The organism is Yersinia sp. SCPM-O-B-9106 (C-191), from assembly GCF_026183365.1.
Taxonomy (GTDB): domain Bacteria; phylum Pseudomonadota; class Gammaproteobacteria; order Enterobacterales; family Enterobacteriaceae; genus Yersinia; species Yersinia rochesterensis.
Window position 1 is genome coordinate 2,754,733 of sequence record NZ_CP110791.1, and the last position, 25,463, is coordinate 2,780,195.

Here is a 25,463-nt window from a genome sequence, read left to right on the forward strand (position 1 = left end):
CTTAATCAGGCTTTTTCCAGCGTACAAAGCAACGGATGCTCGTTCTCCCTGGCGTATTGATTTACATGTGCGACTTTTGTTTCTGCTACCTCGGCAGTAAAAACACCACAAATCGCCTTTCCTTGATAATGCACATTGAGCATCAGTTGTGTTGCGCGTTCAATATCATAAGAAAAGAACTTTTGCAGAACGTCAATCACAAATTCCATCGGTGTGTAATTGTCGTTGTTAAGTATCACTTTATACATAGACGGCGGTTTGAGCGCCTCGATTTGTTTATCTTTGACCAAATGTTCAAAATTCAGCCAGTCGTTGTTCTTACTCATTGCCTGCCCATCGTTTCACTGAACCACACAGGAGCAATACTTCACTCCGGTTATAAGACCATTTCATGCAGATATCTATTATTATTTTAACATCACTTATGCCATAACGCCGCCTGAGAAAGAAGTCGGCATTTTTACCTTAATAGCGGTTAAATTGTATCCAAATAAAGACAATAGCGTTAGCTACATCAAACTTTGAAGAACTACCCCGCATTGACAAAAGCCGCCCTCTTGACGTTAAGGCCATTTCCACTAGAGTGTATTTTCGTGAGCTGTTGGAGTTTTAACCAATTTGCGCTCACTTTAACCAGTGATTACCTCATCTCGAACTAAAATAGCCTTGCGAGGAACGTAGAAGTATGGAGACGGGTACTGTTAAATGGTTCAACAATGCCAAAGGTTTTGGCTTCATTTGCCCTGAGAGCGGCGGCGAAGATATATTCGCTCACTATTCAACTATCCAGATGGATGGCTACCGAACGTTAAAAGCCGGTCAGATGGTTAACTTTGATGTCCATGAAGGACCGAAAGGGAACCATGCCAGCCTGATTGTTCCACTCGGGCTAGATGTGATATTGCAAGAAGCCGTACCGCAGGAACTCGCTGTATTGGCCTAACACGGCACACTTACCTCCCTAAGCACCTTGGGTGCAAACCATAACCTAACCCTATGGTGATAAAGGTATTCTCAGCGCAGCTTATTGCATTGCAACATCAATAACGCTTCCAAATGCCAGCCAAATAATGACTGGCATTTTTATTTCTAACACTTCTAATATGCGGCCATATAAACCAAGATCAATCCTCAGACCAATCTATTCTCGCGCTAGTGCATCAATAGGATTTAGCCGAGCAGCGCTGCGCGCCGGTAAATAACCGAATACCACCCCTATCACGGTTGAACACAAAAATGCACTGAACAATGCCATGGGCGGGAAAGCAATTTGCCAGTTAGGTAAAAACATCTCTACAATCAGGCCAATAGCGAAAGATAGCGAGATACCGAGTGCTCCCCCTACCAGGCAGACCAGAATAGCCTCAATGAGAAATTGCTGCATAACATCACTGGATCGCGCACCTACCGCCATGCGGATACCTATTTCTCGGGTACGCTCTGTTACCGAGACCAACATAATATTCATCACACCAATCCCACCGACCACCAGTGAAATAACAGCCACTAATGTAAGGAATAACTGCATGGTGCGGGTAGTTTGCTCCGCAGTCTTCAGCAAGCTATCCATGTTGTAGGTAAATATATCTTTTTTACCATGGCGCATGGTTAACAACCTAACCAACTGCTGTTCGGCTTCTTTACTGTTATAGCCCTCTTTAATCCTAATAGTGATTGAATCAAAGTAAGAACGCCCCATCAGCCGGCTCGCCATGGTGCTATAAGGCACCCATACCCGCAGTGCTTTGCTACTACCAAACATGGATTGCTTTTCTTCTACCACGCCCACAATTGTCGCGGGCATATTGCCAATCAATATCACTTGCCCCACCACCTCTTTGAGGTGAGGAAACAGGCGGCGCTGCGTATTGCGGTCAATAACGACCACTTGTGACTGGCGCTCAACCTGCTCGCGGGTGATGGCTGTGCCTTGTTCAAGCTTCATGCCATATACCCGGAAATATTGTTCACTGACACCCGAGACACTGGCCGCCACATCAATATTGCCATAACGCAACCGCATACTACCGGCGATAGTCGGGGACACCGCACTAACGTAAGACTGTTCTTTTAGCGCGGTCATGTCGTCATAAACCAATGCTTGCCGAGTACTGGGGTCATCGTCGCCAAAGTCTTTACCGGGATAGATATCAATCGTGTTAGTACCTATAGCCCTGATATCCGCCAGCACCAGTTGTTTAGCCGCGTCGCCAACCACCAATATAGAAACAACCGAGGCAATACCAATAATGATACCTAACATAGTCAGAGCGGTACGCATTTTATTGGCTGACATTGCGCGCCAGGCCATTAATAGCGCTTCACGGAAACGCCCTGCTAATTGCTGCCATGAGGGGGCCGGAGGCGTTAGACTAATCGCGTCAGAAGCCGCAATACTTGCCGCTGTTTTCGACCCAGAATCGGCCATAATACGGCCATCTTTGATTTCAATAATCCGCTCAGCCTGAGCCGCGACAGTGGGGTCATGGGTAACAATAATGACCGTGTGCCCCTGCTGCTGAAGCTGTTTTAATATAGCCATGACTTCAACACTGGAATGGCTATCCAGCGCACCGGTGGGTTCGTCAGCCAGGATAACCTGACCACCATTCATCAAGGCTCGGGCAATACTGACGCGCTGTTGTTGCCCGCCAGAGAGCTGATTGGGCTGATAACTCACTCGCTCCCCCAGCCCCAACCGGGTTAGCAGCATGTTCGCTCGCTCGCGGCGTTCATTTTTACCCAAACCAGCATAGACCGCCGGAACTTCAACATTATGGGCCGCACTCAGATGAGGTAGCAGGTGATAACGCTGGAAAATGAAACCGAAATGCTCACGGCGCAGTGCCGCCAGTGCGTCGTTATCTAAGGCCGCGACATCTTGCCCGGCCACCCGATAAACACCTGCACTCGGTTTGTCCAGACAGCCGAGAATGTTCATCAGTGTCGACTTACCTGAGCCAGAAGCGCCAATAATCGCCACCAGCTCGCCTGCATTGATGGTCAGTGAGACATCCTGCAATACATCAACAGTTTCTTCGCCGGACTGATAGCTACGACGGATGCCTTTTAATTCAAGCAATGCCGTCATTACGCATCCTCCGTGCCGCCGCGGCTAACGATGACTTCCTCACCCACACTCAAACCGGAAACAACCTGCGCATCGACGTTATTACGGATACCAATAGTGATTTCTCGTTTTTCTTCTTTGCCGTCTTTCAATACCGCGACTTGATAGCGATTAGTTCCCAGCTCATCACCCAATGCCGATAATGGGATAACTATTGCCTGCGAAACATTCGCCAACTGAATTGATACTTGCGCAGTCATTTGCAATCGCAATAATCTATCTGGGTTAGGGACTTCAAAACGCGCTGAATAGAAAATCGCGTCATTGACCTTTTCCGGTGTGGGCTGGATGTCTTTTAATACCCCATCAAAGTGCTTTCCAGGATCACCCAAAACCGTGAACGAGGCTTTCATGCCGGGCTTTAAGTGGATCACGTCGGCTTCCGAGACCTGTGCATTCACCAGCATGGTGCTCATATCCGCTAGCGTCAGAATATTAGGCGCCTGCTGCGCGGCAATGACGGTTTGGCCTTGTAAAGTGGTGATTTGCACCACATCGCCGCCCATCGGGGCCGAAATTCTGGTGTAACCCAAATTAATATTGGCAGTATCCAAACCAGCTTTTGCTTTATTAATTTGCGCATTAATAGTCTCAACCTGCGCTTTTTTCACAGCCAGTGTGGTGCTCGCCTGATCCAAATCCTGACGTGACACCACTTGTAACTTCGCCAAATCTTGCTGACGACGTAAGGTGACCGCAGCCAATTGCAGCTCAGCTTTCGCCTGCCCCAACTGCGCATTCAAATCCTGCAATGTTGCTTCCACTTCTTTGATTTGATTCTGTGCCTGTTGCGGATCGATCATGGCCAGCAATTGCCCTTGCTTGACTTGATTGCCAATTTCCACATACAGTTTTTTCAACTGGCCACTGACCTGAGCACCCACATCAACTTTGCGTACTGCATCAAGTTTGCCGGTAGCCAATACACTCTGTTGCAGATCACGGCTAGCAACTTTTACCGTCTGAAAATCAACCGGTATCGGCGCCATGAGATGCTTAATAATGAAAAAACCGCCGATAATGAAAACGGCAATTGCGATAAGCCATCGGCGCGGACGTCCACTTAACTGCATCAAATCAATTACCTTCCTGAAATTGTAAATTATCCACTTGTTAAAAATAGCATCGGTAATGCCCATATGACTAAACAAAACATCAACGCATATCGGACTACAACCGAAATTTGGGATGCATTGAGACTCCGTTTAGTTCTTGTTTGTTTCAATGATGCGGGAAATATATTGATATAACGGACTTAGTCATGCAAAACATTAATAACACCGAATTAATCCCTGACAATATTAACCGTTGGGGGTTAATCTCAATGCTGTTCAAAGGCAATCAAGCTCTGGGCGGCTCGTGGCAAGAATCCCAGTTTCGGCTTAAATTCATCGCCCGTGCCTTAATCAGCCCCAAACTGACCTTTAGATTGCTAGGTGTATTGGTGAAGCAACCGTTTCTCAATAGCATCCTACGTGCTCAACCGGATTTACCCTGCAAATTACACCGCCCTTACTTAGCTAACACGCTAAATAATAAGCAAAAACTGGCTGTACTACAGGATCATTTCCAGTTGGAAAATCAGTGTATGCCAGAATTATTACGCCACAACTATTTGCACCATTCACCTTATAAACTCACGGAGTTAACGGGCAAGAGTGAGGAGAAGTATTCCCTTTATTTGGGCGTTATTCCCAAACTCAATAAAGAGGGTGAAATTACGCTGATGCTTGCCAATGAGCAACAACAAACCCTGGCATTACTGACATTCAGTCTCACTTATTATCAAAACCAAAAAACATTGTTTATCGGTGGGTTGCAGGGAGCGGATCATGAAACGCCGCACAGCGAAATTCAAGCCTGCACTAAAGCTTGCCATGGATTATTCCCGAAACGTTTAGTCTTGGAAGCGACTTGCTATTTGGCTGAATTGATGGGGATAACACAGATTATTGCCGTAGGTAATACCACACATATTTATCAGAACTGGCGTTATCGGGCGAAAAAGAAAGATAAATTACACGCAGATTACGACTCTTTTTGGGCTTCTCTGGGAGGGAAACAGTGCGCACAGGGCCATTTCAATTTGCCCGCCAGAATTGCACGTAAGCCTCTTGAAGATATTGCGAGCAAAAAGCGCGCGGAATATCGCCGCCGCTATCAGCTACTTGAGCAACTTGAAAATGGCTTAGTCGCGCATTTTCCGCGCGGCTAGAGATGTCTCCCCCGCTAGTCAGCTCGGCCGCGCGCCAGCCAGACTACGCGGGAAAACATTTTTTTCAGCAGCGGGGGGATAAACTCAACGCCCCGCGCTCTGGCATAGCTGGTCACTTCAATGGCTAAATCCGGCTTCGAAGTCCGATGAATCGCTTTTTCGATCACTCTGCGTGGCTGAATTTTAGCATTTGCAGGAATACCGGATATCCGGTGATATACCTCATCAAAACCTGAGCGATATAAAAAGTGCTCCATATCCGGGGCGGGTAAAATGGTCAAACGATCCCGTTCATGATCACGCCCATCATCCGCCATCGTGCGTACAGTCGCCGCGTACTTTTTCCCTGCATCATCGCCATCAGTCAACACATGCCATTGTATTCCCATTCTATTGGCAAACTTCAGTAACGGGCGCAGGCCGCTCTGAGCAAATTCAATCACTTTTACGCCTTCCGCTTCAAAGTGATAGCCGCATTGACGGGCAAGATCATTAAGTAACCAAATTTCAGTTTCCCCCTCAACCATCAGCCAGCAACGGGCAAACAAAGCAGAGGGACGATTGAAACGAATATGAAAAGCAATGCGGCGGCTATCTTCGGCACTCATACCTCGAGGGCCAATGCGGTAAGTGGCGACCCGGGACGATTCGCGCACTAATCGACAAATGCTCTCTACCGGCACTAATGAAATTAACTCTCCGGAGTTTGTTGTAGTGATGCGTTGGAGAGGCAGTTGGCTGAGTAACCCCCAAGCGACGGACAACATAATCGGGTGTAAACGCGTTTCCGGATCTTCCACCAGCAGTAATGGACGGGCATGGGGATCAAGGCTCAATGGCCCTTTTGCTTGCAGTAATGTTGAAAACATTCCCAAAAGTATCAATCGCATACTGCGGCTGTTTGGCTCAGCCACCATACGGTTGATACTATCGAGAGCGAGCCAGGCTTCGCGCTCGGGTTGCGGGCGATGGTGGTTACGCGGCCCCACAGACTGCGAACCTTGTTCGGCAAAATAGTGCTCTAGCAGTTGGCGCATAGCCTCCAGCCCTTGGCGCAATTCGGCATTAGTCAATTTCTGTGGGCGACGAACCAATTCGCGGCTTAATTGATCCAATTGCTGGTTCAATGCCACTTTATCCGGCTGATGGCTGTTTTCTGTGATGGAACTACGCAGCCGGCGGATAAAGCGTGCATCTCGCAGCCGTAATACCGGATGAATGCGAATCACCCCACGCGCCAGCTTTTCGATATCATGTAATTCCAGTGGGCGTCCGTCTAAATCAAGGAAAGTACGCCAGGTACACACTGTGCCATCGTCAGCTAATTCACCTTCAATTCGATAATAAATACGGTGTAAACCATCGTCATTTTTTATCCAGAGCGGGGATAAATGGCGATAGCGGGGGGAGCGCCAATGGCCAATGTCTTTTTCGCAAAAGGTGAAAATAATTTGTAAATGACGCTCTTTAGCATTCTCATCGCCTGCCGGATGATAAAAATCCTGCGAGGTAAAATGATAAAGTTGAGGTTCGGGGGACAAAAGTAAGGTAAGGGCATCTAATAAGCTGGATTTACCCCAGGCATTCTCACCGATCAGCACTGTATTATCATCAAGGTTCAATGAAATACGATTAATACCGCGAAAACCGACAATATCTACACGCTCAAGATACATGCTACGCCTCCGATGCGAATTTATTCATACTGATACTATCAGATTACAGAGTTAACCTATGACTTGATTATCTGAGACAAAAAAACCTTATAGGTCAAATAATACGGCAGTCTGTGTGCTTTACTCTTTCCCTGATTTTAGATAGTTTATTGCGCCACAGCCCATTATTCATCTGCTCATGATATCCCAAATGGGTGTTTCTTTAGCTGCACAGCAGGACGGTATAACTCGTGTATTCAGGATTATTGATCATTCTTTTGCCGTTAATTCTTGGTTATCTCATCCCACTTAGCCGCAAAACATTAATTCAATTGATCAACCGCTTATTAAGCTGGATGGTCTACGTTATTTTATTCTTTATGGGTATCAGCCTGGCGTTTCTGGAAAACCTGAGTGCGAACCTATTGCTTATTTTCCAATATGCTGGCGTCTTTTTCCTGTGTATTTTTTGTGCCAATTTACTGGCGTTATTTTTACTTGAACGCAAGACACCTTGGAAAAATACCCACCGCCAGGAAGTATTGCCATCGCGCCTGCATATGGCGCTGGAATCATTGAAATTATGCGGTGTAGTGATTGTCGGCTTCTTACTGGGATTGAGCCAATGGGAGTGGTTACAATTTGCTGCGAAAGGCAGTGAATTGGCGCTGATCTTCTTACTTTTCTTAGTCGGAATTCAATTGCGTAACAGCGGTATGACACTACGCCAGATTGTATTGAACCGCCGTGGCGCAATTGTGGCCATTGTTGTGGCGTTTAGTGCATTGGTTGGCGGAATGCTCGCCGCAGTATTGATGGATTTACCGATTAAGACCGGACTGGCGATGGCGTCTGGTTTTGGCTGGTATTCATTATCAGGTATTTTATTGACTGATTCATTCGGCCCAGTAATTGGGAGTGCCGCATTCTTCAACGATTTAGCCCGTGAATTGGTGGCCATCATGCTGATTCCAACACTGGTGCGCAGTAGCCGCTCTAGCGCGTTGGGCTTATGCGGCGCGACCTCAATGGACTTCACTCTGCCAGTATTACAGCGCAGTGGTGGGCTAGAAATGGTGCCGGCAGCTATCGTACACGGTTTCTTACTGAGCTTGCTTGCGCCAATATTGATTGCTTTCTTCTCTTCTTAATTCTTCTTGTACGCAGTGAGCCACTGGGTTCACTGCGTGATTCCCTGCCAACAATAGTGAATGAATTCTCATTCGCAGCAAAAGTTGCGCCAAATCAAAACAAGTTAAAGTTGCATTAAAAAAGCTGTTTAAACACCTTGCTCACCTCTATGCTTTTAAACACGCATTACAAATGCAACTTTAAAAGGAAAAATAATTATGTTCTGTGTGCAATGTGAACAAACCATCCGAACGCCGGTTGCTAATGGCTGCTCTTACGCGCAAGGGATGTGCGGAAAAACCGCCGAAACCTCTGATTTACAAGACTTATTAGTCGCTGTGTTGCAAGGCCTTTCCGCTTGGGCATTAGCCGCCCGCGAGTTTGGCATTATTGATCATGAGATTGACAGCTTTGCACCCAGAGCCTTTTTCTCCACACTGACCAATGTGAACTTTGACTCAGACCGCATCGTCGGTTATGCCAAAGAAGCCATTCTATTGCGCCAATCATTAGCTATCCGCTGCCGCCTCATTGACCACCAGATTGCGGTCGATCACCCGTTGGCCGAGCTGCAACTAGTATCCGACGACATCCCTGCCCTGCAACAACAAGCGCAGCAGTTTGCTCTTAATACTGATAAAGCCGAGGTCGGTGATGATATTCATGGCCTGAGAATGTTGTGTTTGTATGGCCTAAAAGGGGCAGCGGCTTATATGGAACACGCCCATGTACTGGGCCAGTTTGATGAACAAATTTACGCGGATTATCATGCTTATATGGCTTGGTTGGGTACCCAACCGCGTGATGTCGATACCTTGCTGAATAACGCCATGGGTATTGGCAAAATGAACTTCAATGTCATGGCTATTTTGGATCACGGCGAAACTCAAGCTTACGGCGATCCGCAACCCACTGCCGTTAATGTGCGCCCGGTAGCCGGTAAAGCTATTCTGATTTCTGGGCATGATCTCAAAGACTTACAAATGTTGCTGGAGCAGACTCAGGGAACCGGCGTAAATATTTATACGCACGGCGAAATGCTGCCCGCCCATGGTTACCCAGAGCTAAAACGCTACCCGCATCTGGTCGGTAACTACGGCAGTGGCTGGCAGAACCAGCAGACAGAGTTCGCCAAATTCCCCGGCCCAATCCTGATGACATCCAACTGTATCATTGACCCGAATGTGGGCAATTACGGCGACCGTATTTGGACCCGCAGTATTGTCGGCTGGCCGGGTGTTAATCACCTGGAAGGCGAGGATTTCGCCCCCGTGATTGAACAAGCGCTGGGCATGGCGGGGTTCCCATACAATGAGCTGGAACATCTGATCACTGTTGGCTTTGGTCGCCAAACCTTGCTCAATGCCGCGGATACTGTCATTGACCTGGTTGCCACGAAAAAACTGCGCCATGTCTTTTTGGTCGGTGGTTGTGATGGTAGCCGCACAGAACGCAGCTATTTCACCGATTTTGCCCGCAGTGTTCCACAAGATTGCATCATCATGACTTTAGCTTGTGGGAAATATCGCTTTAATAAATTGGACTTCGGGACTTTAGAAGGGTTGCCGCGCCTGCTGGATGTTGGCCAATGCAATGATGCTTATTCGGCGATTATGCTGGCGGTTAAGTTGTCGGAAAAACTGGGTTGCACTGTCAATGACCTGCCTCTCAGCTTGGTGCTGTCATGGTTTGAACAAAAAGCCATTGTTATTCTGCTGACCTTACTGTCATTGGGGGTGAAGAATATTTACACCGGCCCGACCGCGCCGGGCTTCTTGACCGACAACTTGATGGCAATTCTCTATGAGAAATTTGGTATGCGGCCAATTACTACCGTAGAACAAGATATGAATGCGATTTTAGGTCATTAATTCACTGCTTTATGCCCGGCCAATGCGCTTTATTACCACTGGCTGGGCATCAATCCTATTTTTACCAGAAATGACCTGATTTGTTGTGAGGCCCCGATGACTGATTTTATCCCTACTGACTGCCCAACCGCCCTCTGCCCTAACCGCATGCAAGTTCACTCCATCGTGCAAGAAACCCCAGATGTTTGGAGCTTGCAGTTGATTAATCATGATTTTTACCCTTATTTGCCGGGGCAATATGCCTTGGTCAGCATTCGTAATAGTGATGAAACCCTGCGCGCTTATACACTTTCCTCCACACCCGGTTTAACGCCATTTATCCAAATCACTGTGCGCTGCATAACCGGTGGCGAAGGCTCACAATGGCTGACTCAGCAGGTCAAAGAGGGGGATTATCTGTGGCTTTCAGATGCTCAGGGCGAGTTTACCTGCGCTAATGCCGATGATGACCATTACCTGATGCTAGCCGCTGGCTGCGGTGTTACGCCCGTGATGTCGATGTGCCGCTATCTATTGGCTCAGCGCCCTAAAGCCGATATCCGCGTGATTTTTAATGTTCGCTCACCGGCAGATGTGATTTTTGCAGATGCTTGGCAACTGTTATCACAGCGCTACCCACAGCAATTACAACTGACATTAATGGCTGAAGCAGATGCAACGGAGGGATTTATTGCCGGACGGCTCAATACTCAGGTCATGCAACAGGTCGCTCCCGATATTGCTCACCGCCGGGTGATGACTTGCGGGCCTGCGCCTTATATGGATTGGGTTGAGCAGTATTGCCGCGAACAAGCTGTTCCGAGTGACCATTTCCAGAGAGAGCAATTCCGACTTTCGGATGAAGTTATCGATGCCAGCAATGAATTGACGATGACCATCAGTCACCCGCTACGCCGTGTGAAAGTTCCGGTGGGCACTTCACTGTTATTCGCTTTGGAACAGCACCAAGTGCCCGTGATGGCCGCTTGCCGCGCGGGTGTTTGCGGTTCATGTAAAACCCGCATTTTGCACGGCGAATACACCACCAGCAGCACCATGACCCTGACACCTGAAGAAATAGCTCAAGGTTATGTTCTGGCATGCAGTTGCCAGTTACAAGGGGATGTCCAACTGGCTTAATAGAATTATTCTTGCTCTATTAATGTTGTTAATAGGGCAGGAATCATCAAACGCGCCATACTTTGACCTCATAGAATAATGACTCGCCATTAATCCTTGAGGGAACAACTATGAAGCAAACCGTGGCAACATTGGTCGCAAAAACGTTGGAACAAGCAGGAGTTAAGCGCATTTGGGGTGTTACCGGGGACTCACTCAATGGTCTGAGTGATAGCCTGCATCGCATGGGAACTATCGAGTGGTTGGGAACTCGCCATGAAGAAGTTGCCGCCTTTGCAGCCGGCGCTGAAGCCCAGCTCACCGGGCAACTCGCCGTCTGCGCGGGGTCCTGTGGCCCGGGAAACTTACATCTGATTAATGGCTTATTTGATTGTCATCGCAATCATGTTCCTGTGCTGGCAATCGCCGCGCATATTCCCTCGAGTGAAATTGGCAGCGGATATTTTCAAGAAACCCATCCACAAGAACTGTTCCGCGAATGCAGCCATTACTGTGAATTGGTGTCGAATCCTGAACAATTACCCCGCGTGTTAGAAATTGCCATGCGCAAAGCCATTCTTAACCGCGGTGTTTCCGTCATTGTGCTGCCGGGTGATGTCGCGCTCCAGCCCGCCCCAGAAGATGCCGCCGTGGTGTGGCAAACGCCTAAACTCCCGCTGGTTCAGCCACTTATGAGCGAGTTAAATATTCTGGCCGAGATTTTGAACAAAGCCAAAAATATCACGCTAATGTGCGGCAGTGGTTGCGCAGATGCCCATGATGAAGTGGTAAAACTGGCTGAAATGCTGCAAGCCCCGGTAGTACATGCCCTGCGGGGTAAAGAACATATTGAGTGGGGCAATCCCTACAGCGTGGGCATGACCGGGCTGATTGGTTTCGCCTCCGGTTATCATGCCATGATGAATGCCGATACCTTGGTGCTACTGGGGACTCAATTCCCTTACCGTGCGTTTTATCCTACCCACGCAAACATCATCCAGATTGATATCAACCCCGGCAGCATTGGCGCTCACTGCCCGGTCAATATGGCATTGGTGGGTGATATTAAAACCACCCTCGGCGCGCTGTTACCGCAGTTAGAGGCTAAAAGTGATAAGACGTTTTTGACCAAAGCGCTCGAGCACTATCGCACCACCCGCAAAGACCTCGACGGGCTGGCAACTGCCAATGACAATCAGCCGATTCATCCACAATATCTGGCGCAACAAATCAGCCGCCATGCCGCCGATGACACCATTTTCACCTGTGATGTTGGCACCCCGACCGTGTGGGCGGCGCGCTATCTGGAGATGAACGGAAAGCGCCGTTTGCTCGGCTCGTTTAACCATGGCTCGATGGCCAACGCTATGCCACAAGCCATCGGTGCGCAAGCCACTGACCTCAACAGGCAAGTGGTGGCGTTATGCGGAGACGGCGGTTTCACCATGTTAATGGGGGATTTTCTCACTCTGGCACAACTAAAATTACCGGTGAAAATTATCGTGTTTAATAACAGTGTACTGGGCTTTGTTGCGATGGAAATGAAGGCCGGTGGCTATTTGACCGATGGCACAGACCTACATAATCCAGACTTTGCCGCCATCGCCAATGCGGCGGGTATTAAAGGTATTCGGGTAGAAAAAGCCTCCGAGCTGGATGCTGCGCTGGAAAGTGCTTTTGCGCATCCAGGGCCGGTGTTGGTGGATGTGGTCACTGCCAAGCAAGAATTATCGATGCCACCGCAAATCAAGTTTGAGCAAGCTAAAGGATTCAGTCTGTATATGCTGAGGGCCATAATTAATGGCCGAGGTGATGAAGTAGTGGAATTGGCGAAAACCAACTGGTTGCGTTGATAAAATACCTTTCATTCTGTAAAAAACGCAGTTTATCCCATTCCAGAGGCCGGTTTTATACCGGTCGCTGGGCAAATAATTCTTATGTTTTTCCCATTCAGTTAACAGTTTTTACATCATATACAGATAAAAATTAAGCAGCCGCATGGGGCTGTTTTATTTAAATCCTCATTCATAATGTACGGCGTAAATTCACAATAAAATCGAATTTGTATTGGGGATAAATGAAATGGCAAAATGCACCATGTCAGATTTCTCACCCTCGGCGGAGCTAATCTGCATACTTAGAGCAAAGTCTTACAGTGAGAAAAAAGAGGGATACAAGACGGATGACTATATCTCGCTATTAATTTCACACTCTTTGAACTCTTTTTTTGCAATGACACAAAAATCATTTTTGATGCCGGGCAATATTCTCTCGCCACAGATCCCTGCGGGCAGCTATGAATTTTTAATTAGCCGAATAAAATATATTGATGAATTCTTTCAATTACGTGCCAGTGAATTCTCCAACATTTTTATTCTGGGAGCCGGTTTTGATTCCAGGGCTATTCGCTTTCAAAACCAGCTACAGCAAAGCCGGGTTTATGAGCTTGACCACCCCGTATCTCAGAGCAATAAAAAAGCAAAATTACAAGAACTTAGCATCCCAAGCCCATCGAACTTACATTATATTCCCATTGATTTTAATCAACAGAATTTGACCAATATCTTACAGGAACTGCCCATCAAAAAAGGAGAAAAAAGCCTATTTATCCTCGAGGGGCTAATTATGTATCTCTCGCCCAGCACGGTAGACAGTATTTTTTCAGCCATCGACATTTGCGCCCCCACGGGCAGTGAAATCATTTTCGATTATGTCTATTCTGATGTCCTCGCCGGAGAAAACACTTCATATGGTTCGATAGAGGTTTTCGAGGGATTAAAAAATATTGGCGAGCACTGGATTTTTGGCATCGAAAAAGGAGGTTTGCCGACATTTCTTAATGAACACCATATAACGCTATATGAAGAAGCGGATGCCAACATTCTGGAGCAGCGTTTTTTCACTAATAAACAGGGGGAATTACTCGGGAAACTGAATAAAGCGCTGGCCATTGCACATGGAATTAAATAAAAACCAGAATAAAATCAGCGAACAGACCTTGCTTGCGAGATGAATATCCAATTTAAAGTAAATAATATTTTGTCGGGCTTCTTTGTTTTAATATTCTCGCTATGATAAAACCACTCTTTTCCAACCTGCGAGAAAACTATGCTGATTGATTTACGCAGTGACACAGTCACGCAACCTGATGTCGCGATGCGCCAAGCCATGGCCAATGCCGAAGTCGGCGATGATGTGTATGGCGATGACCCGACGGTGAATGCTTTAGAGGCCCAAGCCGCCAGGTTATCAGGTAAAGAAGCCGCATTATTCCTGCCGACTGGCACACAAGCGAATCTGGTGGCACTGTTAACTCACTGTCAGCGCGGTGAAGAGTATATCGTCGGCCAAAAAGCACATAATTATCTGTATGAAGCCGGTGGCGCCGCAGTGCTTGGTAGTATCCAGCCACAACCTATTGATGCAAATGATGACGGTACTTTACCACTGGATAAAGTATTGGCGGCGATCAAGCCCGATGATATTCATTTTGCTCAAACCCGCCTGCTGAGTTTGGAAAATACTCACAGCGGTAAAGTATTGCCACTGAGTTACTTGCAGCAAGCATGGGCATTGACCCGCGAGAAAAAACTGGCCTTACATATTGATGGCGCGCGTATTTTTAATGCTGCCGTGGCGCTGAATGTCCCCCTGAGTGACATCACCCAATATTGCGACACCCTAACAATTTGTCTGTCAAAAGGGCTGGGAACCCCGGTTGGCTCACTGTTATGTGGCAGTGCGGAATACATTAAACGCGCGCGCCGTTGGCGTAAAATGACCGGCGGCGGCATGCGTCAGGCGGGCATTTTGGCCGCGGCCGGGTTGTATGCATTAGAGCATAATGTCGCCCGGTTAAAAGATGACCACGATAATGCCCTCTGGCTGGAGCAACAGCTGCGCTCATTAGATGTGGAGATAGTGGCTCCGGGGGCACAAACAAATGTGCTGTATATTCAGCAATCTGCCGAGGCCGCCGCCAAACTTGGCCCTTGGATGCGCGAGCATGGCGTATTAATCAGTGCTGGGCCAATCACCAGAATGATTACTCACCTTAATATCAGCCGCAGTGACCTGGAAAAAGTGGTCGCGTTATGGCGTGAGTTTTTAACCGAGCAGCGCTCATGACACCGCAACGGATATTGGTGCTGGGCGCCAGTGGCTATATTGGTCAACATCTGGTGCCAAGGCTAAGCCAACAAGGGCATGCCGTCACTGCCGCCGCGCGCCGTATCGAGTGGTTAAAAGAGCAACCCTGGCAGGGGGTCGAGTGCCGTTTTGTCGATCTTTACCAGCCCTCAACTCTTCTCGCAGCTCTACAAGATATTGATGTCGTCTATTATCTGGTTCATGCCATGGGCGACGGGCAGGATTTGATTGAGCAGGAGCGCCTGGCAGCCACCAATATGAAAGCGGCGCTCCAACAGAGCCCATCGGTAAAGCAGATCATTTACCTGAGTGCATTACAGCCGGATGATAACAGTTCCCCTCATCTGATTGCCCGCAAACTGACCGGTGACCTGCTGCGCCAAAGTGGTATTCCGGTGACCGAGCTGCGCGCCAGTATCATCGTCGGCCCCGGTTCTGCCGCCTTTGAAGTGATGCGCGATATGGTTTATAACCTGCCGATTCTAACGCCACCGCGTTGGGTGCGCTCAAAATCATCCCCGGTCGCGCTGGAAAACTTGCTGATTTACTTAACAGAATTACTCAATCACCCGTCAGCAGAAAACCGCATATTTGATGTCGCCGGGCCGGAATACATTAGCTATCAAACCATGTTCGAGCGGTTTATTGCTATCAGTGGTAAACGGCGCTGGCTGATCCCTATTCCGCTCCCGACCCGCTTTATCTCAGTTTACTTCATCAATATGGTGACCTCAGTCCCGACACCGATTGCCAGTGCATTGATTGAGGGGCTGAATCACGATTTACCGGCTGATGGAGAAGCTTTGCAGGCGCTGATTCCCCAACAACTCATTAGTTTTGATGATGCTGTTAAAGAGACATTGCGCCGCGAGGATGAAGTGGTGGATTCGCCCGACTGGGGCTATGACCCCGAAGCTCGCGCCCGTTGGCGGCCGGGTTACGGTTTTTACCCCAAACAGGCGGGTTGCACACTCTATACCTCCGCCTCCAGCGAGGCGCTGTGGCATGTCGTCCAGCAAATTGGCGGTAAAGAAGGTTATTTCTATGGTAATCCGCTCTGGAAAACCCGCGCCTGGATGGATGACCTGGCCGGTGGCGGTGTTGTTTATGGCCGCCCAGACAGAGAAACGCTGGAATTGGGTGACCTGATTGATGGCTGGAAAGTTATCACCCTCAAACCCTTGCGCCAGTTAGCCATGATGTTCGGGATGAAAGCGCCGGGACTTGGGCGACTCACCTTTACCATCAAGGAGTTGGGTGGGCGACGCAGCTTTGATGTCCGGGCATGGTGGCATCCGGCGGGCTTTAACGGATTACTGTATTGGTTTGTGATGATGCCGGCACACCTGTTTATTTTTCGCGGTATGGCAAAACGCATTGCCACTTTGGCGGTGCAGTATGACCGTGAACAGCAATATGACCGCGAACAGCAATATGACCGCGAACAGCAAAAGTAATTGTGGTGAATAACGCTGCAAATTCAAGTAAGCAGGGGATTCTGATTGCATAGCGCTGCATTTCAAGAAAGAATGGCATCTTATTTGCTGGACGAATAATTCAAAGTTCTAGCATTCTGATTTTTGGTGGGAACCGAATTCGTTATGAAGATATTGGTCACCGGTGCAACCTGTGGGTTAGGCCGAAATGCCGTTGAATATCTCCGTCGTCAGGGTATCAAAGTCATCGCCACCGGCAATAATCCGGCGATGGGCGCATTATTGACAAAAATAGGCGCTGAATTTATTCATGCCGACTTGACGAATCTGGTTTCCGCACAGGCGAAAGCCATGCTAGCCGGTGTCGATACACTGTGGCATTGTTCCAGTTTTACTTCGCCCTGGGGCACTGAGCAAACGTTTGAACTGGCCAATGTCCGCGCGACACGCCGTTTGGGTGAATGGGCCGCCGCATATGGTGTGGAGAATTTCATTCATATTTCCTCACCCGCCATTTATTTCGATTATCATCACCATCGAAATATTCAGGAAGACTTCCGCCCAGCCCGTTTTGCCAATGAGTTCGCCCGCAGCAAAGCCGCGGGAGAGGAAGTTATTCAGCAATTAGCGCTGTCTAATCCGCAAACCCATTTTACTATTTTGCGCCCGCAAGGCTTGTTCGGCCCGCACGACACCGTGATGCTGCCGCGCCTACTACAGATGATTAAATATTATGGCACCCTGCTGCTGCCCCGTGGCGGTGATGCCCTGGTGGACATGACCTATCTGGAAAATGCAGTGCATGCCATGTGGCTGGCGACTCAAAGCCAGAACACACAGTCTGGTAGGGCCTATAATATTACTAATCAACAACCTCGCCCACTGCGCACCATCGTGCAACATCTGCTGGATGAGTTGGATATGCCCTGCCGTATTCGCTCTGTGCCCTACCCAATGTTGGATATCATGGCCCGAGCGATGGAGAAACTGGGCAATAAAGCCGAAAAAGAGCCGATATTGACCCATTATGGCGTCGCTAAACTTAATTTTGACCTGACATTAGATACCCGCCGTGCAGAATTAGAATTAGGTTATCGCCCGCAGGTATCATTGGATGAAGGGATTATTCGCACCGCCCGTTGGTTGAAAGATCACGGTAAATTACGTGCCTGACCTGCACTCCACATTTTCTTTGGCTATAGGCTACAATCACTTTCATAATCGATTTTTCACTTAAGGTCATTATATGAAAAAGAAAAATATTGCCCTGATTCTTCCTCTCGCCATTTTATTGAGTGCCTGTACCAGCAATGTCAGCCCAGCATTCAAGGATATCAGTAGCCGCACCACGCCTTGTGTTGATGGCGGGCCGGACACAGTAGCGCAAAAATTCTATGACCTGCGGATTCAGCAAATCGGCAATAAAAGTGGCTTGCCCGATGATAATTTGTCTGCTCAATTTCGCCCTTATCTGAGTCAGGCACTTTATGAACAAATTCAAACCGCTAGAAAGCAAGCGGGTCACCGCCCGGCGGCCGCAGTGAATACCACACAAACCATCAATGGCGATATTTTCACCAGTTTGCGTGAAGGCAGCACCAGCGCGGATGTTGCCAGTGCTTCAACCATTCCCAATACTGATGCCCGTAATATTCCATTACGCGTCAATTTGACGCACCAATCGGCAAGTGGGCCGTCAGTGATGTGGCAAGACGAAGTGTTGATGATCCGCGAAGGAACCTGTTGGGTTGTCGATGACATCCGCTTTATGGGTGTTTCAGCCCCGGCCAGCAGCTTACGTCAACTGCTGGGTGATCACTAACCAGCCCAAAATGCAGCCAACACCGCTGCAATTTGAAAGAAAATAAATATCCCCTATAGATTTCGAATTGCAGGTAGGCGGCAAAAGAGTGCATCCCGATGAGCTTACACAAGTAAGTGATTCGGGTTAGCGAGAGCAGCCAACACCGCTGCAATTTGAAAGATGACGGGGATCACTCTGTCAGATTTATTCATCGCATGACAAATTCCCTCCGATAGCTTTCAAATCCAAATGTTATGCTATTTTTTACACCCAATACTGGTTATTAATAAATTTTAACGCACAAAGATTGCATAAGTATGCCGCGGAAGTTACCATTCACGGCATCATTGGCTATTCAGATTTGGCGCATGAGTATTCAACTTAACGGAATTAACTGTTACTACGGCGTACACCAAGCGCTGTTCGACATTACATTAGACTGTCCTGCGGGCGAAACCTTAGTATTATTAGGGCCAAGTGGTGCCGGTAAAAGCTCATTGCTGCGCGTGCTTAATTTGCTAGAGATGCCGCGTTCAGGGACTTTGCAGATAGCGGGCAATCACTTCGACTTTTCCCAAGCTCCGGGCGCGAAAGCTATTCGCGAATTACGCCAGAATGTGGGGATGGTCTTCCAGCAATATAATCTTTGGCCACACCTCACTGTGGTGCAAAATCTGATTGAAGCCCCTTGCCGCGTGCTGGGCCTATCAAAAGATGAAGCTATGGCGCGGGCGCAAAAATTACTGACCCGCCTGCGTTTGACTGATTTTGTTGACCGCTTCCCGCTGCATCTTTCGGGTGGTCAGCAGCAGCGTGTGGCCATTGCCCGTGCATTGATGATGGAGCCGCAGGTTTTGCTGTTTGACGAACCGACAGCAGCACTTGATCCTGAAATTACTGCACAAATCGTCAGTATTATCCGTGAATTGGCAGGAACCGGCATCACTCAAGTGATTGTCACCCATGAGGTCGAAGTCGCCCGTAAAACGGCTAGCCGCGTGGTTTACATGGAAAACGGCCACGTAGTCGAACAAGGTGATGCCAGCCACTTTACACAACCTACAACTGAAGCTTTTGCCAGCTATCTGTCACATTGATATCTATTTGGGAATTTGCGATGAAAAAATTAATAATTGCTGCAGTCCTCGCCAGTATCAGTTTGTCCGCCTCTGCCGCTGAAACTGTCCGTTTCGCTGCTGAAGCGACTTACCCGCCATTTGAATTTATTGATGCCAATAATAAAATGCAGGGCTTTGATATCGATCTGGCTAATGCGCTGTGTAAAGAGATGCAAGCCGAATGTACCTTTACCAATCAAGCTTTCGACAGCTTGATCCCAAGTTTAAAATTCAAGCGTTTTGATGCGGTTATCTCTGGGATGGACATTACCCCTGAGCGCCAAAAGCAAGTGGCTTTTACCCAGCCTTATTATGATAACTCTGCGCTGTTTATTGCCGAAAAAGGCAAAGTGGCTGATTTAGCCGCCCTGAAAGGCAAACGTGTCGGGATGCAGAATGGTTCGACTCATCAAAAATATCTGATGGAGAAACACCCTGAAATTACCGCCGTCCCTTATGACAGCTATCAAAATGCCATTCTTGACCTGAAAAATGGCCGTCTGGATGCGGTATTTGGTGACACTGCGGTGGTCAATGAGTGGTTGAAGCAGAATAATCAATTAGCTGCGGTGGGTGACAAAGTCACTGACGCTGACTATTTCGGTACCGGTTTAGGGATTGCCGTTCGTCAGAACAACACCGAATTACAGGGTAAGTTAGATGCTGCATTGGCAAAAGTTAAAGCCGATGGCACCTATCAGACAATTTATAAAAAATGGTTCCAGCAGTAATTTAAGCACCCATGAATGAATTTCAACCTTTAGCAAGCGCCGCCGGTATGACCGTCGGCCTTGCCGTTTGTGCACTGGCCCTCGGCCTGGTTCTGGCGATGCTGTTTGCCGTCTGTGAATCATCACGATGGAAAGTCGTCAGTTACCTGACAACTGGCTGGGTCACCATTTTACGCGGGCTACCAGAGATTCTGGTGGTGCTATTTATCTATTTTGGCTCCTCTCAGCTGTTGATGATGCTGTCAGACGGCTTTACCTTGAATCTGTATCTCTTTGAGCTGCCTATTAAGCTCAATATTGATGATTTTGAGGTTAGCCCATTCCTGTGCGGTGTTATTGCGCTGGCCCTGCTTTATTCGGCTTATGCATCACAGACTTTACGCGGTGCGCTGAAAGCCGTGCCTATCGGGCAGTGGGAATCAGGCCAAGCATTGGGTTTGAGTCAAACGGCTATTTTCTTCCGTTTGATTATGCCGCAGATGTGGCGTCATGCCCTACCCGGCTTGGGCAACCAATGGTTGGTGCTGTTGAAAGATACCGCGTTAGTGTCGCTTATCAGTGTTAATGATTTGATGCTGCAAACCAAAAGTATTGCCACCCGAACTCAAGAACCCTTTACCTGGTATGTGATTGCCGCGGCTATTTATCTGGTGGTGACCCTGCTTAGCCAGTATGTGCTCAAGTGGATTGAACTCCGAACTACCCGTTTTGAACGGAGCCCATCCTAATGCTGGAATTCTTACCCGAGATCCTGAAAGGGCTACATACCAGCCTGACATTGACTATTGCCTCCTTATTGGTCGCGTTGGTGCTGTCATTGCTGTTTACCATTGTGTTGACGCTGAAAACTCCAATTGTCACGCCATTGGTTAAAATTTATATCACGCTGTTCACCGGCACCCCGCTGTTGGTCCAGATCTTTTTGATCTACTACGGCCCAGGGCAGTTCCCGGCCATCCGTGAATACCCGTGGTTATGGAGTTTGCTGTCACAACCATGGTTGTGTGCAATGATTGCATTGGCATTGAACAGCGCGGCCTATACCACTCAGTTGTTTTATGGTGCGGTCCGCGCTATTCCTGCCGGTCAATGGCAATCCTGTGAAGCACTGGGAATGTCTAAGGCGCAGTCATTGCGCATCTTGCTGCCATTTGCTTTTAAACGCGCACTTTCCTCCTATTCCAACGAAGTGGTGTTGGTATTCAAAAGTACCTCACTGGCTTACACCATTACATTGATGGAAGTTATGGGTTACAGCCAACTGATGTATGGCCGGACTTATGATGTGATGGTATTTGGTGCTGCGGGGATTGTGTATCTGGTGGTAAATGGGTTGCTGACACTGTTGATGCGGTTGGTGGAGCGCAGAGCGCTGGCGTTTGAGCGGCGGAATTAAGATTATTTTTATCACCTGATGATTTAGTGACAGAATTTAGTGATCATCTTCGGTTGTTAGGGCTTCACAGCTCACCTGGCCTCCGATGAACCAACCAGCAAAGGGGCCATAAGCGTGGCCCCTTATGCAATCCCGCGCTTCGCACGTATCGCTAGCCTGCTTCGCAGGTGCCCTCGATTCATCATTTCGCTGGCGGGACGGCTTTATTCGCGTCCCTGCTCATGACGCCTAAATCCGCCGTCCATGGCGGATTTCCCTGGCTCCACTCTTCACTCGGCTGCTCAAATGTGCTTTAAAAATCAAAAAATAAAGTCAAAAACTAAAGATAGTGTTTTGATTTTGAGCGCAATCAGGAATATTACCGACAAAGACGATGGCCCGAGTGAGCCGCCATGGACGGCGGCGAGAAGCGCGCTTGAGCAGGAGCGAATCGCGCTGGCTCGATAAGGCCAACGGCTGCCGGAGGGGACTGCGAATAGCAGTCATATTTCGCGCAAGCCGCAGGTGCAGGAGGGCCGGCTTGCCCTCCTGCTCGGTTGAGGCTGCGGAGGCCAAGTAAACACAAAACGGATATCAACCGAAATCCAATCCAATCCAATCCAATCTCGGAGCATCCCTCTCTTTATCTCTTAAAAATAAAAAAACTAAATTTTTAATCACATTACTTGCATATAAATTCATAAAATGGCAATGTAAACCTCATCATTCATCCGAATAAATCGTGATGAAGCATCACAAGCTATAATAAAATCAATAATTAAGAACTTATTCTATTAAAAAAATTCAGACAGGAGTTTAAGCATGAAAAAGTTACTATTGGCGACAATCTTAAGTGGTATGGTGTTCAGTGCAACGGCCGCTGAAACCATCCGTTTCGCTGCTTCAGCAACCTACCCGCCTTTTGAATCCATCGGCGCCAATAATGAAATCGTCGGCTTTGATATGGATTTGGCGAAAGCATTATGTAAGCAGATGGAAGCCAACTGTACATTCACCAATCAGGCCTTTGATAGCCTGATCCCGGCGCTTAAATTTAAACGTTATGATGCTGTTATCTCTGGTATGGACATCACGCCGGAACGTAGCAAGCAGGTGGCATTTACCCAGCCTTACTATGCCAACTCGGCCATTGTTATTGCCCCGAAAGGCAAATTCAGTTCTTTCGCAGACCTGAAAGGCAAGAAAATCGGGATGGAAAACGGCACCACGCACCAGAAATTTTTACAGGATAAACATCCAGAAATTCAAACCGTGGCTTATGACAGCTACCAAAATGCCATTATTGACCTGAAAAATGGCCGTATTGACGGGGTGTTTGGCGACACAGCGGTAGTGAATGAGTGGCTGAAAACCAATCCAAATCTGGCATCAGTTGGCGAGCACGTGACTGACCCGCAATACTTCGGCACCGGCCTTGGCATTGCTGTGCGCCCGGATAACACCGCGTTGCTGGAGAAACTGAATAAAGCCATTGAAGCGGTGAAAGCTGACGGGACATATAAGGCTATCAATGATAAGTGGTTCCCGCAGTAATACCCTTTGTACTTTCGCACTACACTACAGCTTCAAGAGCGCAGGGTATACCCAAAGACATTGGCGTTGTAGGTAGGCGGCAAGAAAACGCATCCCGATGAGCTTACTCAAGTAAGTGATTCGGGTAAGTGAATGCAGCCAATACCCCTACAGCTTCAAGAGCACAGGGTATACCCAAAGACATTGGCGTTGTAGGTAGGCGGCAAGAAAACGCATCCCGATGAGCTTACTCAAGTAAGTGATTCGGGTAAGTGAATGCAGCCAACACCCCTACAGCTTCAAGAGCGCAGGGTATACCCAAAGACATTGGCGTTGTAGGTAGGCGGCAAGAAAACGCATCCCGATGAGCTTACTCAAGTAAGTGATTCGGGTAAGTGAATGCAGCCAACACCCCTACAGCATCAAGGGCGCAGGGTAAGTAAGGATAAAACTTCATAATGGGCGGTATGCGGAAACATATCAAACAACTGCACCCGCTCAATGCGATAGTTCGCTAACAAATTGATATCTTTCACCATTGTCTCGGCATTACAGCTTGAATAGAGAATAAATTCGGGTGCCATTTGGCTGAGATATTCACACAGTTCGGCACCAATGCCGCGCCGTGGCGGATTCACTAACACCAATTGCGGCACTTGCTTTTCTGTGGTGGCAAAACGCGTCGAATCTAGCGCGGCAAAATTGACATTTTTTAACCCCAATTGGCTCGCTGACTGGCGCGCGCAGGCAATAGCTTCGGCGCTGATTTCAATGCCGGTAAGCTGGGTTTCAGTATCTGCACAATGCAAACCAAAACCCCCTACCCCACAGAATAAATCCCACATGCTATTGATATTCAGCTCTCGCACCCATTGGCGCGCAGTAGCATACAATGATGCTGCAACCTGCGGATTTGTCTGGAAAAAACTTTGTGGGCGGATGAACAGCGGCACTTGATTAAAGATCTCGGGTAGCGCCTGCTGCTCAGTTAATGGAATTTCCAGCTCCCCTTCCAAAATCGCCATATGCACCGGCTGAATATTGGCCGAGATAACGGCAAGTTGAGGTAATTGTTGCTGTAACCAGGGCAAGGCCGCCTGTAGCTGTGCCAATTTAGTGGGTGAGCGCAACACAAAGCGCAGCATTAACTCGCCACTGTAAGTGCTTTCAGTCAATAACAGGAATTTAAGCTCACCGCGCTTGCGCGCAACGTTATAAGGCGTTAGGCCCGCACGCGCAATAAAGGTTTTCAGCACCGCAAAAACGGGCGCAAAACTGGCGGGATAAAGTGGACACTCACATAAATCAACCGGGGTGCCATCGCGGTGCAACATTCCTAATAATGGGCGCTCAACACTGCCGCTAACCACCATTTTGGCTTTATTACGAAAAGCACTTTCCTGCCCGAAAACCGGCGATAGCCATTGAGTAACGGCGTGACCAGATAACAGATTTTCTAAATGATGTTGTTTATCAGCCAGTTGTTGTGGATAAGGTTTATCCAGCCACTGACAGGAACGGCAGCTACCCGCCGTATATTGTGCGCAATGCATTAATAATTAACCGTTCTTAGATATTAACGTTCTGAGACATTAAATTGAATGTGCAGCCGAGGCCGTTGATAGGGCGAATTGTAGCACTGTGTTACGTTAAACACTCATTTTGACGACCGAAAATAGCGATGCCAAGGGAAAAACAACAAACCGAGAATCACCACGTCGGGGATCTTTTGTAGCAGTAGACTATGTAAAATTTCAGCGCCAGTATCGCCATCAATGCGGAAGACATCGACATCCAGCTCTAACCAGTCCAGTGACGCCATCAGTAAATAGATGCTGACCACCCATTGGCAAGCCAAATAGCTCCAGCGCGCCCAGTTTTGCCGCAAACATACTGCTACGCCACAAACTATTTCCAGCAACAGGATCAAGATACTGGCAATAAAGATCAGGGCGGAATCCCAGTATTGCAGACTTTCAGCGATAAAACTGCCCGTACCTCTCCAGCCCAGCGTCGCCACCAAGAGGATTACGCCGAGGAAACGGGTCGCAATAATGGCGGTTCCGGCGATTAACACCGGGACGGGCGTGGTGGCGGCGGATGAAAACGCTGCGGATGAAAATAACAATCTCATATTGCCCAGTTTGTCTCCCGGTTCGGGTTTTGTAACCTGATGTTATCCCTGACAATAACGCCGCTCGAAAGCGGCGTCAAAAG

General features: G+C 48.2%; 22 protein-coding genes. 16 read left to right on the forward strand and 6 right to left on the reverse strand.

The features are described from left to right. Positions 1-5 precede the first annotated feature (5 nt). Positions 6-326: an ATP-dependent Clp protease adapter ClpS gene (clpS, locus tag OP863_RS12685; RefSeq protein ID WP_038632061.1), complete on the reverse strand. Its 321-nt coding sequence runs from the start codon at positions 324-326 to the stop codon at positions 6-8. Positions 327-685: 359 nt separating this feature from the next. Between clpS and cspD the strand changes: the two genes are divergently transcribed. Beyond that, complete coding sequence (cspD, locus tag OP863_RS12690) at positions 686-943, forward strand: cold shock-like protein CspD (RefSeq protein WP_038632059.1); 258 nt, start codon at positions 686-688, stop codon at positions 941-943. A 198-nt stretch (positions 944-1,141) separates the two neighbouring features. On the opposite strand, the gene macB is transcribed toward cspD, so the two are convergent. Both macB and macA read right to left on the reverse strand, forming a co-directional pair. After that, positions 1,142-3,091: a macrolide ABC transporter ATP-binding protein/permease MacB gene (gene macB, locus OP863_RS12695; RefSeq protein WP_145589013.1), complete on the reverse strand. Its 1,950-nt coding sequence runs from the start codon at positions 3,089-3,091 to the stop codon at positions 1,142-1,144. Further along, entirely contained in the window at positions 3,091-4,203 is a 1,113-nt protein-coding gene (gene macA, locus OP863_RS12700) for a macrolide transporter subunit MacA (RefSeq protein ID WP_265525368.1), read from the reverse strand. Before macA ends, macB begins: the two co-directional genes overlap by 1 nt. Positions 4,204-4,391: 188 nt before the next feature. Here macA and OP863_RS12705 point away from each other — a divergent pair, with 188 nt between their 5' ends. Next, positions 4,392-5,345 (forward strand): VirK/YbjX family protein, encoded by a 954-nt coding sequence (locus OP863_RS12705; RefSeq protein ID WP_265525369.1) that lies wholly within the window; start codon positions 4,392-4,394, stop codon positions 5,343-5,345. Positions 5,346-5,359: 14 nt separating this feature from the next. Here OP863_RS12705 and OP863_RS12710 read toward each other — a convergent pair whose 3' ends face one another. Next, entirely contained in the window at positions 5,360-7,021 is a 1,662-nt protein-coding gene (locus tag OP863_RS12710) for an ATP-dependent endonuclease (RefSeq protein ID WP_038632051.1), read from the reverse strand. Positions 7,022-7,251: 230 nt separating this feature from the next. Here OP863_RS12710 and OP863_RS12715 point away from each other — a divergent pair, with 230 nt between their 5' ends. The 14 genes from OP863_RS12715 to artJ (OP863_RS12780) all read left to right on the forward strand — a co-directional run bounded on the left by OP863_RS12715 (position 7,252) and on the right by artJ (OP863_RS12780) (position 23,267). Then, positions 7,252-8,151: a lysine exporter LysO family protein gene (locus OP863_RS12715; RefSeq protein WP_265525370.1), complete on the forward strand. Its 900-nt coding sequence runs from the start codon at positions 7,252-7,254 to the stop codon at positions 8,149-8,151. 198 nt (positions 8,152-8,349) lie between these two features. Continuing rightward, positions 8,350-10,002, forward strand: a complete 1,653-nt coding sequence (gene hcp / locus OP863_RS12720) for a hydroxylamine reductase (protein WP_265525371.1) — start codon at positions 8,350-8,352, stop codon at positions 10,000-10,002. 96 nt (positions 10,003-10,098) lie between these two features. Continuing rightward, positions 10,099-11,121 (forward strand): NADH oxidoreductase, encoded by a 1,023-nt coding sequence (hcr, locus tag OP863_RS12725; protein ID WP_265525372.1) that lies wholly within the window; start codon positions 10,099-10,101, stop codon positions 11,119-11,121. Between the two features lie 110 nt (positions 11,122-11,231). Then, entirely contained in the window at positions 11,232-12,953 is a 1,722-nt protein-coding gene (poxB, locus tag OP863_RS12730) for a ubiquinone-dependent pyruvate dehydrogenase (RefSeq protein ID WP_265525373.1), read from the forward strand. A 229-nt stretch (positions 12,954-13,182) separates the two neighbouring features. Further along, positions 13,183-14,070: a class I SAM-dependent methyltransferase gene (locus tag OP863_RS12735; protein ID WP_145589009.1), complete on the forward strand. Its 888-nt coding sequence runs from the start codon at positions 13,183-13,185 to the stop codon at positions 14,068-14,070. A 138-nt stretch (positions 14,071-14,208) separates the two neighbouring features. Beyond that, positions 14,209-15,228, forward strand: coding sequence for a low-specificity L-threonine aldolase (gene ltaE, locus OP863_RS12740; protein ID WP_145589008.1), 1,020 nt, complete (start codon positions 14,209-14,211; stop codon positions 15,226-15,228). Beyond that, entirely contained in the window at positions 15,225-16,706 is a 1,482-nt protein-coding gene (locus OP863_RS12745; RefSeq protein ID WP_145591206.1) for a DUF2867 domain-containing protein, read from the forward strand. The genes ltaE and OP863_RS12745 overlap by 4 nt, the downstream gene beginning before the upstream one ends. 144 nt (positions 16,707-16,850) lie before the next feature. Next, the gene (locus OP863_RS12750; RefSeq protein WP_145591205.1) at positions 16,851-17,858 is read left to right on the forward strand and encodes an NAD-dependent epimerase/dehydratase family protein; all 1,008 of its coding nucleotides are present in this window, start codon (positions 16,851-16,853) and stop codon (positions 17,856-17,858) included. Between the two features lie 73 nt (positions 17,859-17,931). Continuing rightward, positions 17,932-18,507, forward strand: a complete 576-nt coding sequence (locus OP863_RS12755; RefSeq protein ID WP_038632035.1) for a lipoprotein — start codon at positions 17,932-17,934, stop codon at positions 18,505-18,507. Positions 18,508-18,857: 350 nt separating this feature from the next. Then, positions 18,858-19,586 (forward strand): arginine ABC transporter ATP-binding protein ArtP, encoded by a 729-nt coding sequence (artP, locus tag OP863_RS12760; RefSeq protein ID WP_038639446.1) that lies wholly within the window; start codon positions 18,858-18,860, stop codon positions 19,584-19,586. 20 nt (positions 19,587-19,606) lie between these two features. Beyond that, the gene (gene artJ, locus OP863_RS12765; protein WP_004389595.1) at positions 19,607-20,338 is read left to right on the forward strand and encodes an arginine ABC transporter substrate-binding protein; all 732 of its coding nucleotides are present in this window, start codon (positions 19,607-19,609) and stop codon (positions 20,336-20,338) included. Positions 20,339-20,349: 11 nt separating this feature from the next. Beyond that, positions 20,350-21,066, forward strand: a complete 717-nt coding sequence (gene artQ, locus OP863_RS12770; protein ID WP_038632033.1) for an arginine ABC transporter permease ArtQ — start codon at positions 20,350-20,352, stop codon at positions 21,064-21,066. Beyond that, positions 21,066-21,734 carry an arginine ABC transporter permease ArtM gene (artM, locus tag OP863_RS12775; protein WP_038632031.1) on the forward strand — a complete coding sequence of 223 codons (669 nt, stop codon included), beginning with the start codon at positions 21,066-21,068 and terminating at the stop codon, positions 21,732-21,734. The genes artQ and artM overlap by 1 nt, the downstream gene beginning before the upstream one ends. Before the next feature lie 801 nt (positions 21,735-22,535). After that, positions 22,536-23,267: an arginine ABC transporter substrate-binding protein gene (gene artJ / locus OP863_RS12780; RefSeq protein ID WP_038632027.1), complete on the forward strand. Its 732-nt coding sequence runs from the start codon at positions 22,536-22,538 to the stop codon at positions 23,265-23,267. 401 nt (positions 23,268-23,668) lie between these two features. Here the strand turns inward: artJ (OP863_RS12780) and rlmC are convergent, their stop codons facing one another. Together rlmC and OP863_RS12790 are read right to left on the reverse strand one after the other, a co-directional pair. Next, positions 23,669-24,799, reverse strand: coding sequence for a 23S rRNA (uracil(747)-C(5))-methyltransferase RlmC (rlmC, locus tag OP863_RS12785; protein ID WP_265525375.1), 1,131 nt, complete (start codon positions 24,797-24,799; stop codon positions 23,669-23,671). Between the two features lie 104 nt (positions 24,800-24,903). Next, positions 24,904-25,380, reverse strand: a complete 477-nt coding sequence (locus OP863_RS12790; RefSeq protein WP_145589478.1) for a YbjO family protein — start codon at positions 25,378-25,380, stop codon at positions 24,904-24,906. Between the last annotated feature and the right edge of the window lie 83 nt (positions 25,381-25,463).

Bases quoted from the DNA above. Each gene is read 5' to 3' on its own strand.
- macA (WP_265525368.1), bottom strand. From the start codon at position 4,203: ATGCAGTTAAGTGGACGTCCGCGCCGATGGCTTATCGCAATTGCCGTT.
- cspD (WP_038632059.1), top strand. From the start codon at position 686: ATGGAGACGGGTACTGTTAAATGGTTCAACAATGCCAAAGGTTTTGGC.
- artM (WP_038632031.1), top strand. From the start codon at position 21,066: ATGCTGGAATTCTTACCCGAGATCCTGAAAGGGCTACATACCAGCCTG.
- artJ (WP_038632027.1), top strand. From the start codon at position 22,536: ATGAAAAAGTTACTATTGGCGACAATCTTAAGTGGTATGGTGTTCAGT.
- OP863_RS12750 (WP_145591205.1), top strand. From the start codon at position 16,851: ATGAAGATATTGGTCACCGGTGCAACCTGTGGGTTAGGCCGAAATGCC.
- OP863_RS12755 (WP_038632035.1), top strand. From the start codon at position 17,932: ATGAAAAAGAAAAATATTGCCCTGATTCTTCCTCTCGCCATTTTATTG.
- OP863_RS12710 (WP_038632051.1), bottom strand. From the start codon at position 7,021: ATGTATCTTGAGCGTGTAGATATTGTCGGTTTTCGCGGTATTAATCGT.
- OP863_RS12745 (WP_145591206.1), top strand. From the start codon at position 15,225: ATGACACCGCAACGGATATTGGTGCTGGGCGCCAGTGGCTATATTGGT.
- artJ (WP_004389595.1), top strand. From the start codon at position 19,607: ATGAAAAAATTAATAATTGCTGCAGTCCTCGCCAGTATCAGTTTGTCC.
- OP863_RS12735 (WP_145589009.1), top strand. From the start codon at position 13,183: ATGGCAAAATGCACCATGTCAGATTTCTCACCCTCGGCGGAGCTAATC.
- OP863_RS12790 (WP_145589478.1), bottom strand. From the start codon at position 25,380: ATGAGATTGTTATTTTCATCCGCAGCGTTTTCATCCGCCGCCACCACG.
- OP863_RS12705 (WP_265525369.1), top strand. From the start codon at position 4,392: ATGCAAAACATTAATAACACCGAATTAATCCCTGACAATATTAACCGT.
- poxB (WP_265525373.1), top strand. From the start codon at position 11,232: ATGAAGCAAACCGTGGCAACATTGGTCGCAAAAACGTTGGAACAAGCA.
- clpS (WP_038632061.1), bottom strand. From the start codon at position 326: ATGAGTAAGAACAACGACTGGCTGAATTTTGAACATTTGGTCAAAGAT.
- artQ (WP_038632033.1), top strand. From the start codon at position 20,350: ATGAATGAATTTCAACCTTTAGCAAGCGCCGCCGGTATGACCGTCGGC.
- macB (WP_145589013.1), bottom strand. From the start codon at position 3,091: ATGACGGCATTGCTTGAATTAAAAGGCATCCGTCGTAGCTATCAGTCC.
- artP (WP_038639446.1), top strand. From the start codon at position 18,858: ATGAGTATTCAACTTAACGGAATTAACTGTTACTACGGCGTACACCAA.
- rlmC (WP_265525375.1), bottom strand. From the start codon at position 24,799: ATGCATTGCGCACAATATACGGCGGGTAGCTGCCGTTCCTGTCAGTGG.
- hcp (WP_265525371.1), top strand. From the start codon at position 8,350: ATGTTCTGTGTGCAATGTGAACAAACCATCCGAACGCCGGTTGCTAAT.
- ltaE (WP_145589008.1), top strand. From the start codon at position 14,209: ATGCTGATTGATTTACGCAGTGACACAGTCACGCAACCTGATGTCGCG.
- hcr (WP_265525372.1), top strand. From the start codon at position 10,099: ATGACTGATTTTATCCCTACTGACTGCCCAACCGCCCTCTGCCCTAAC.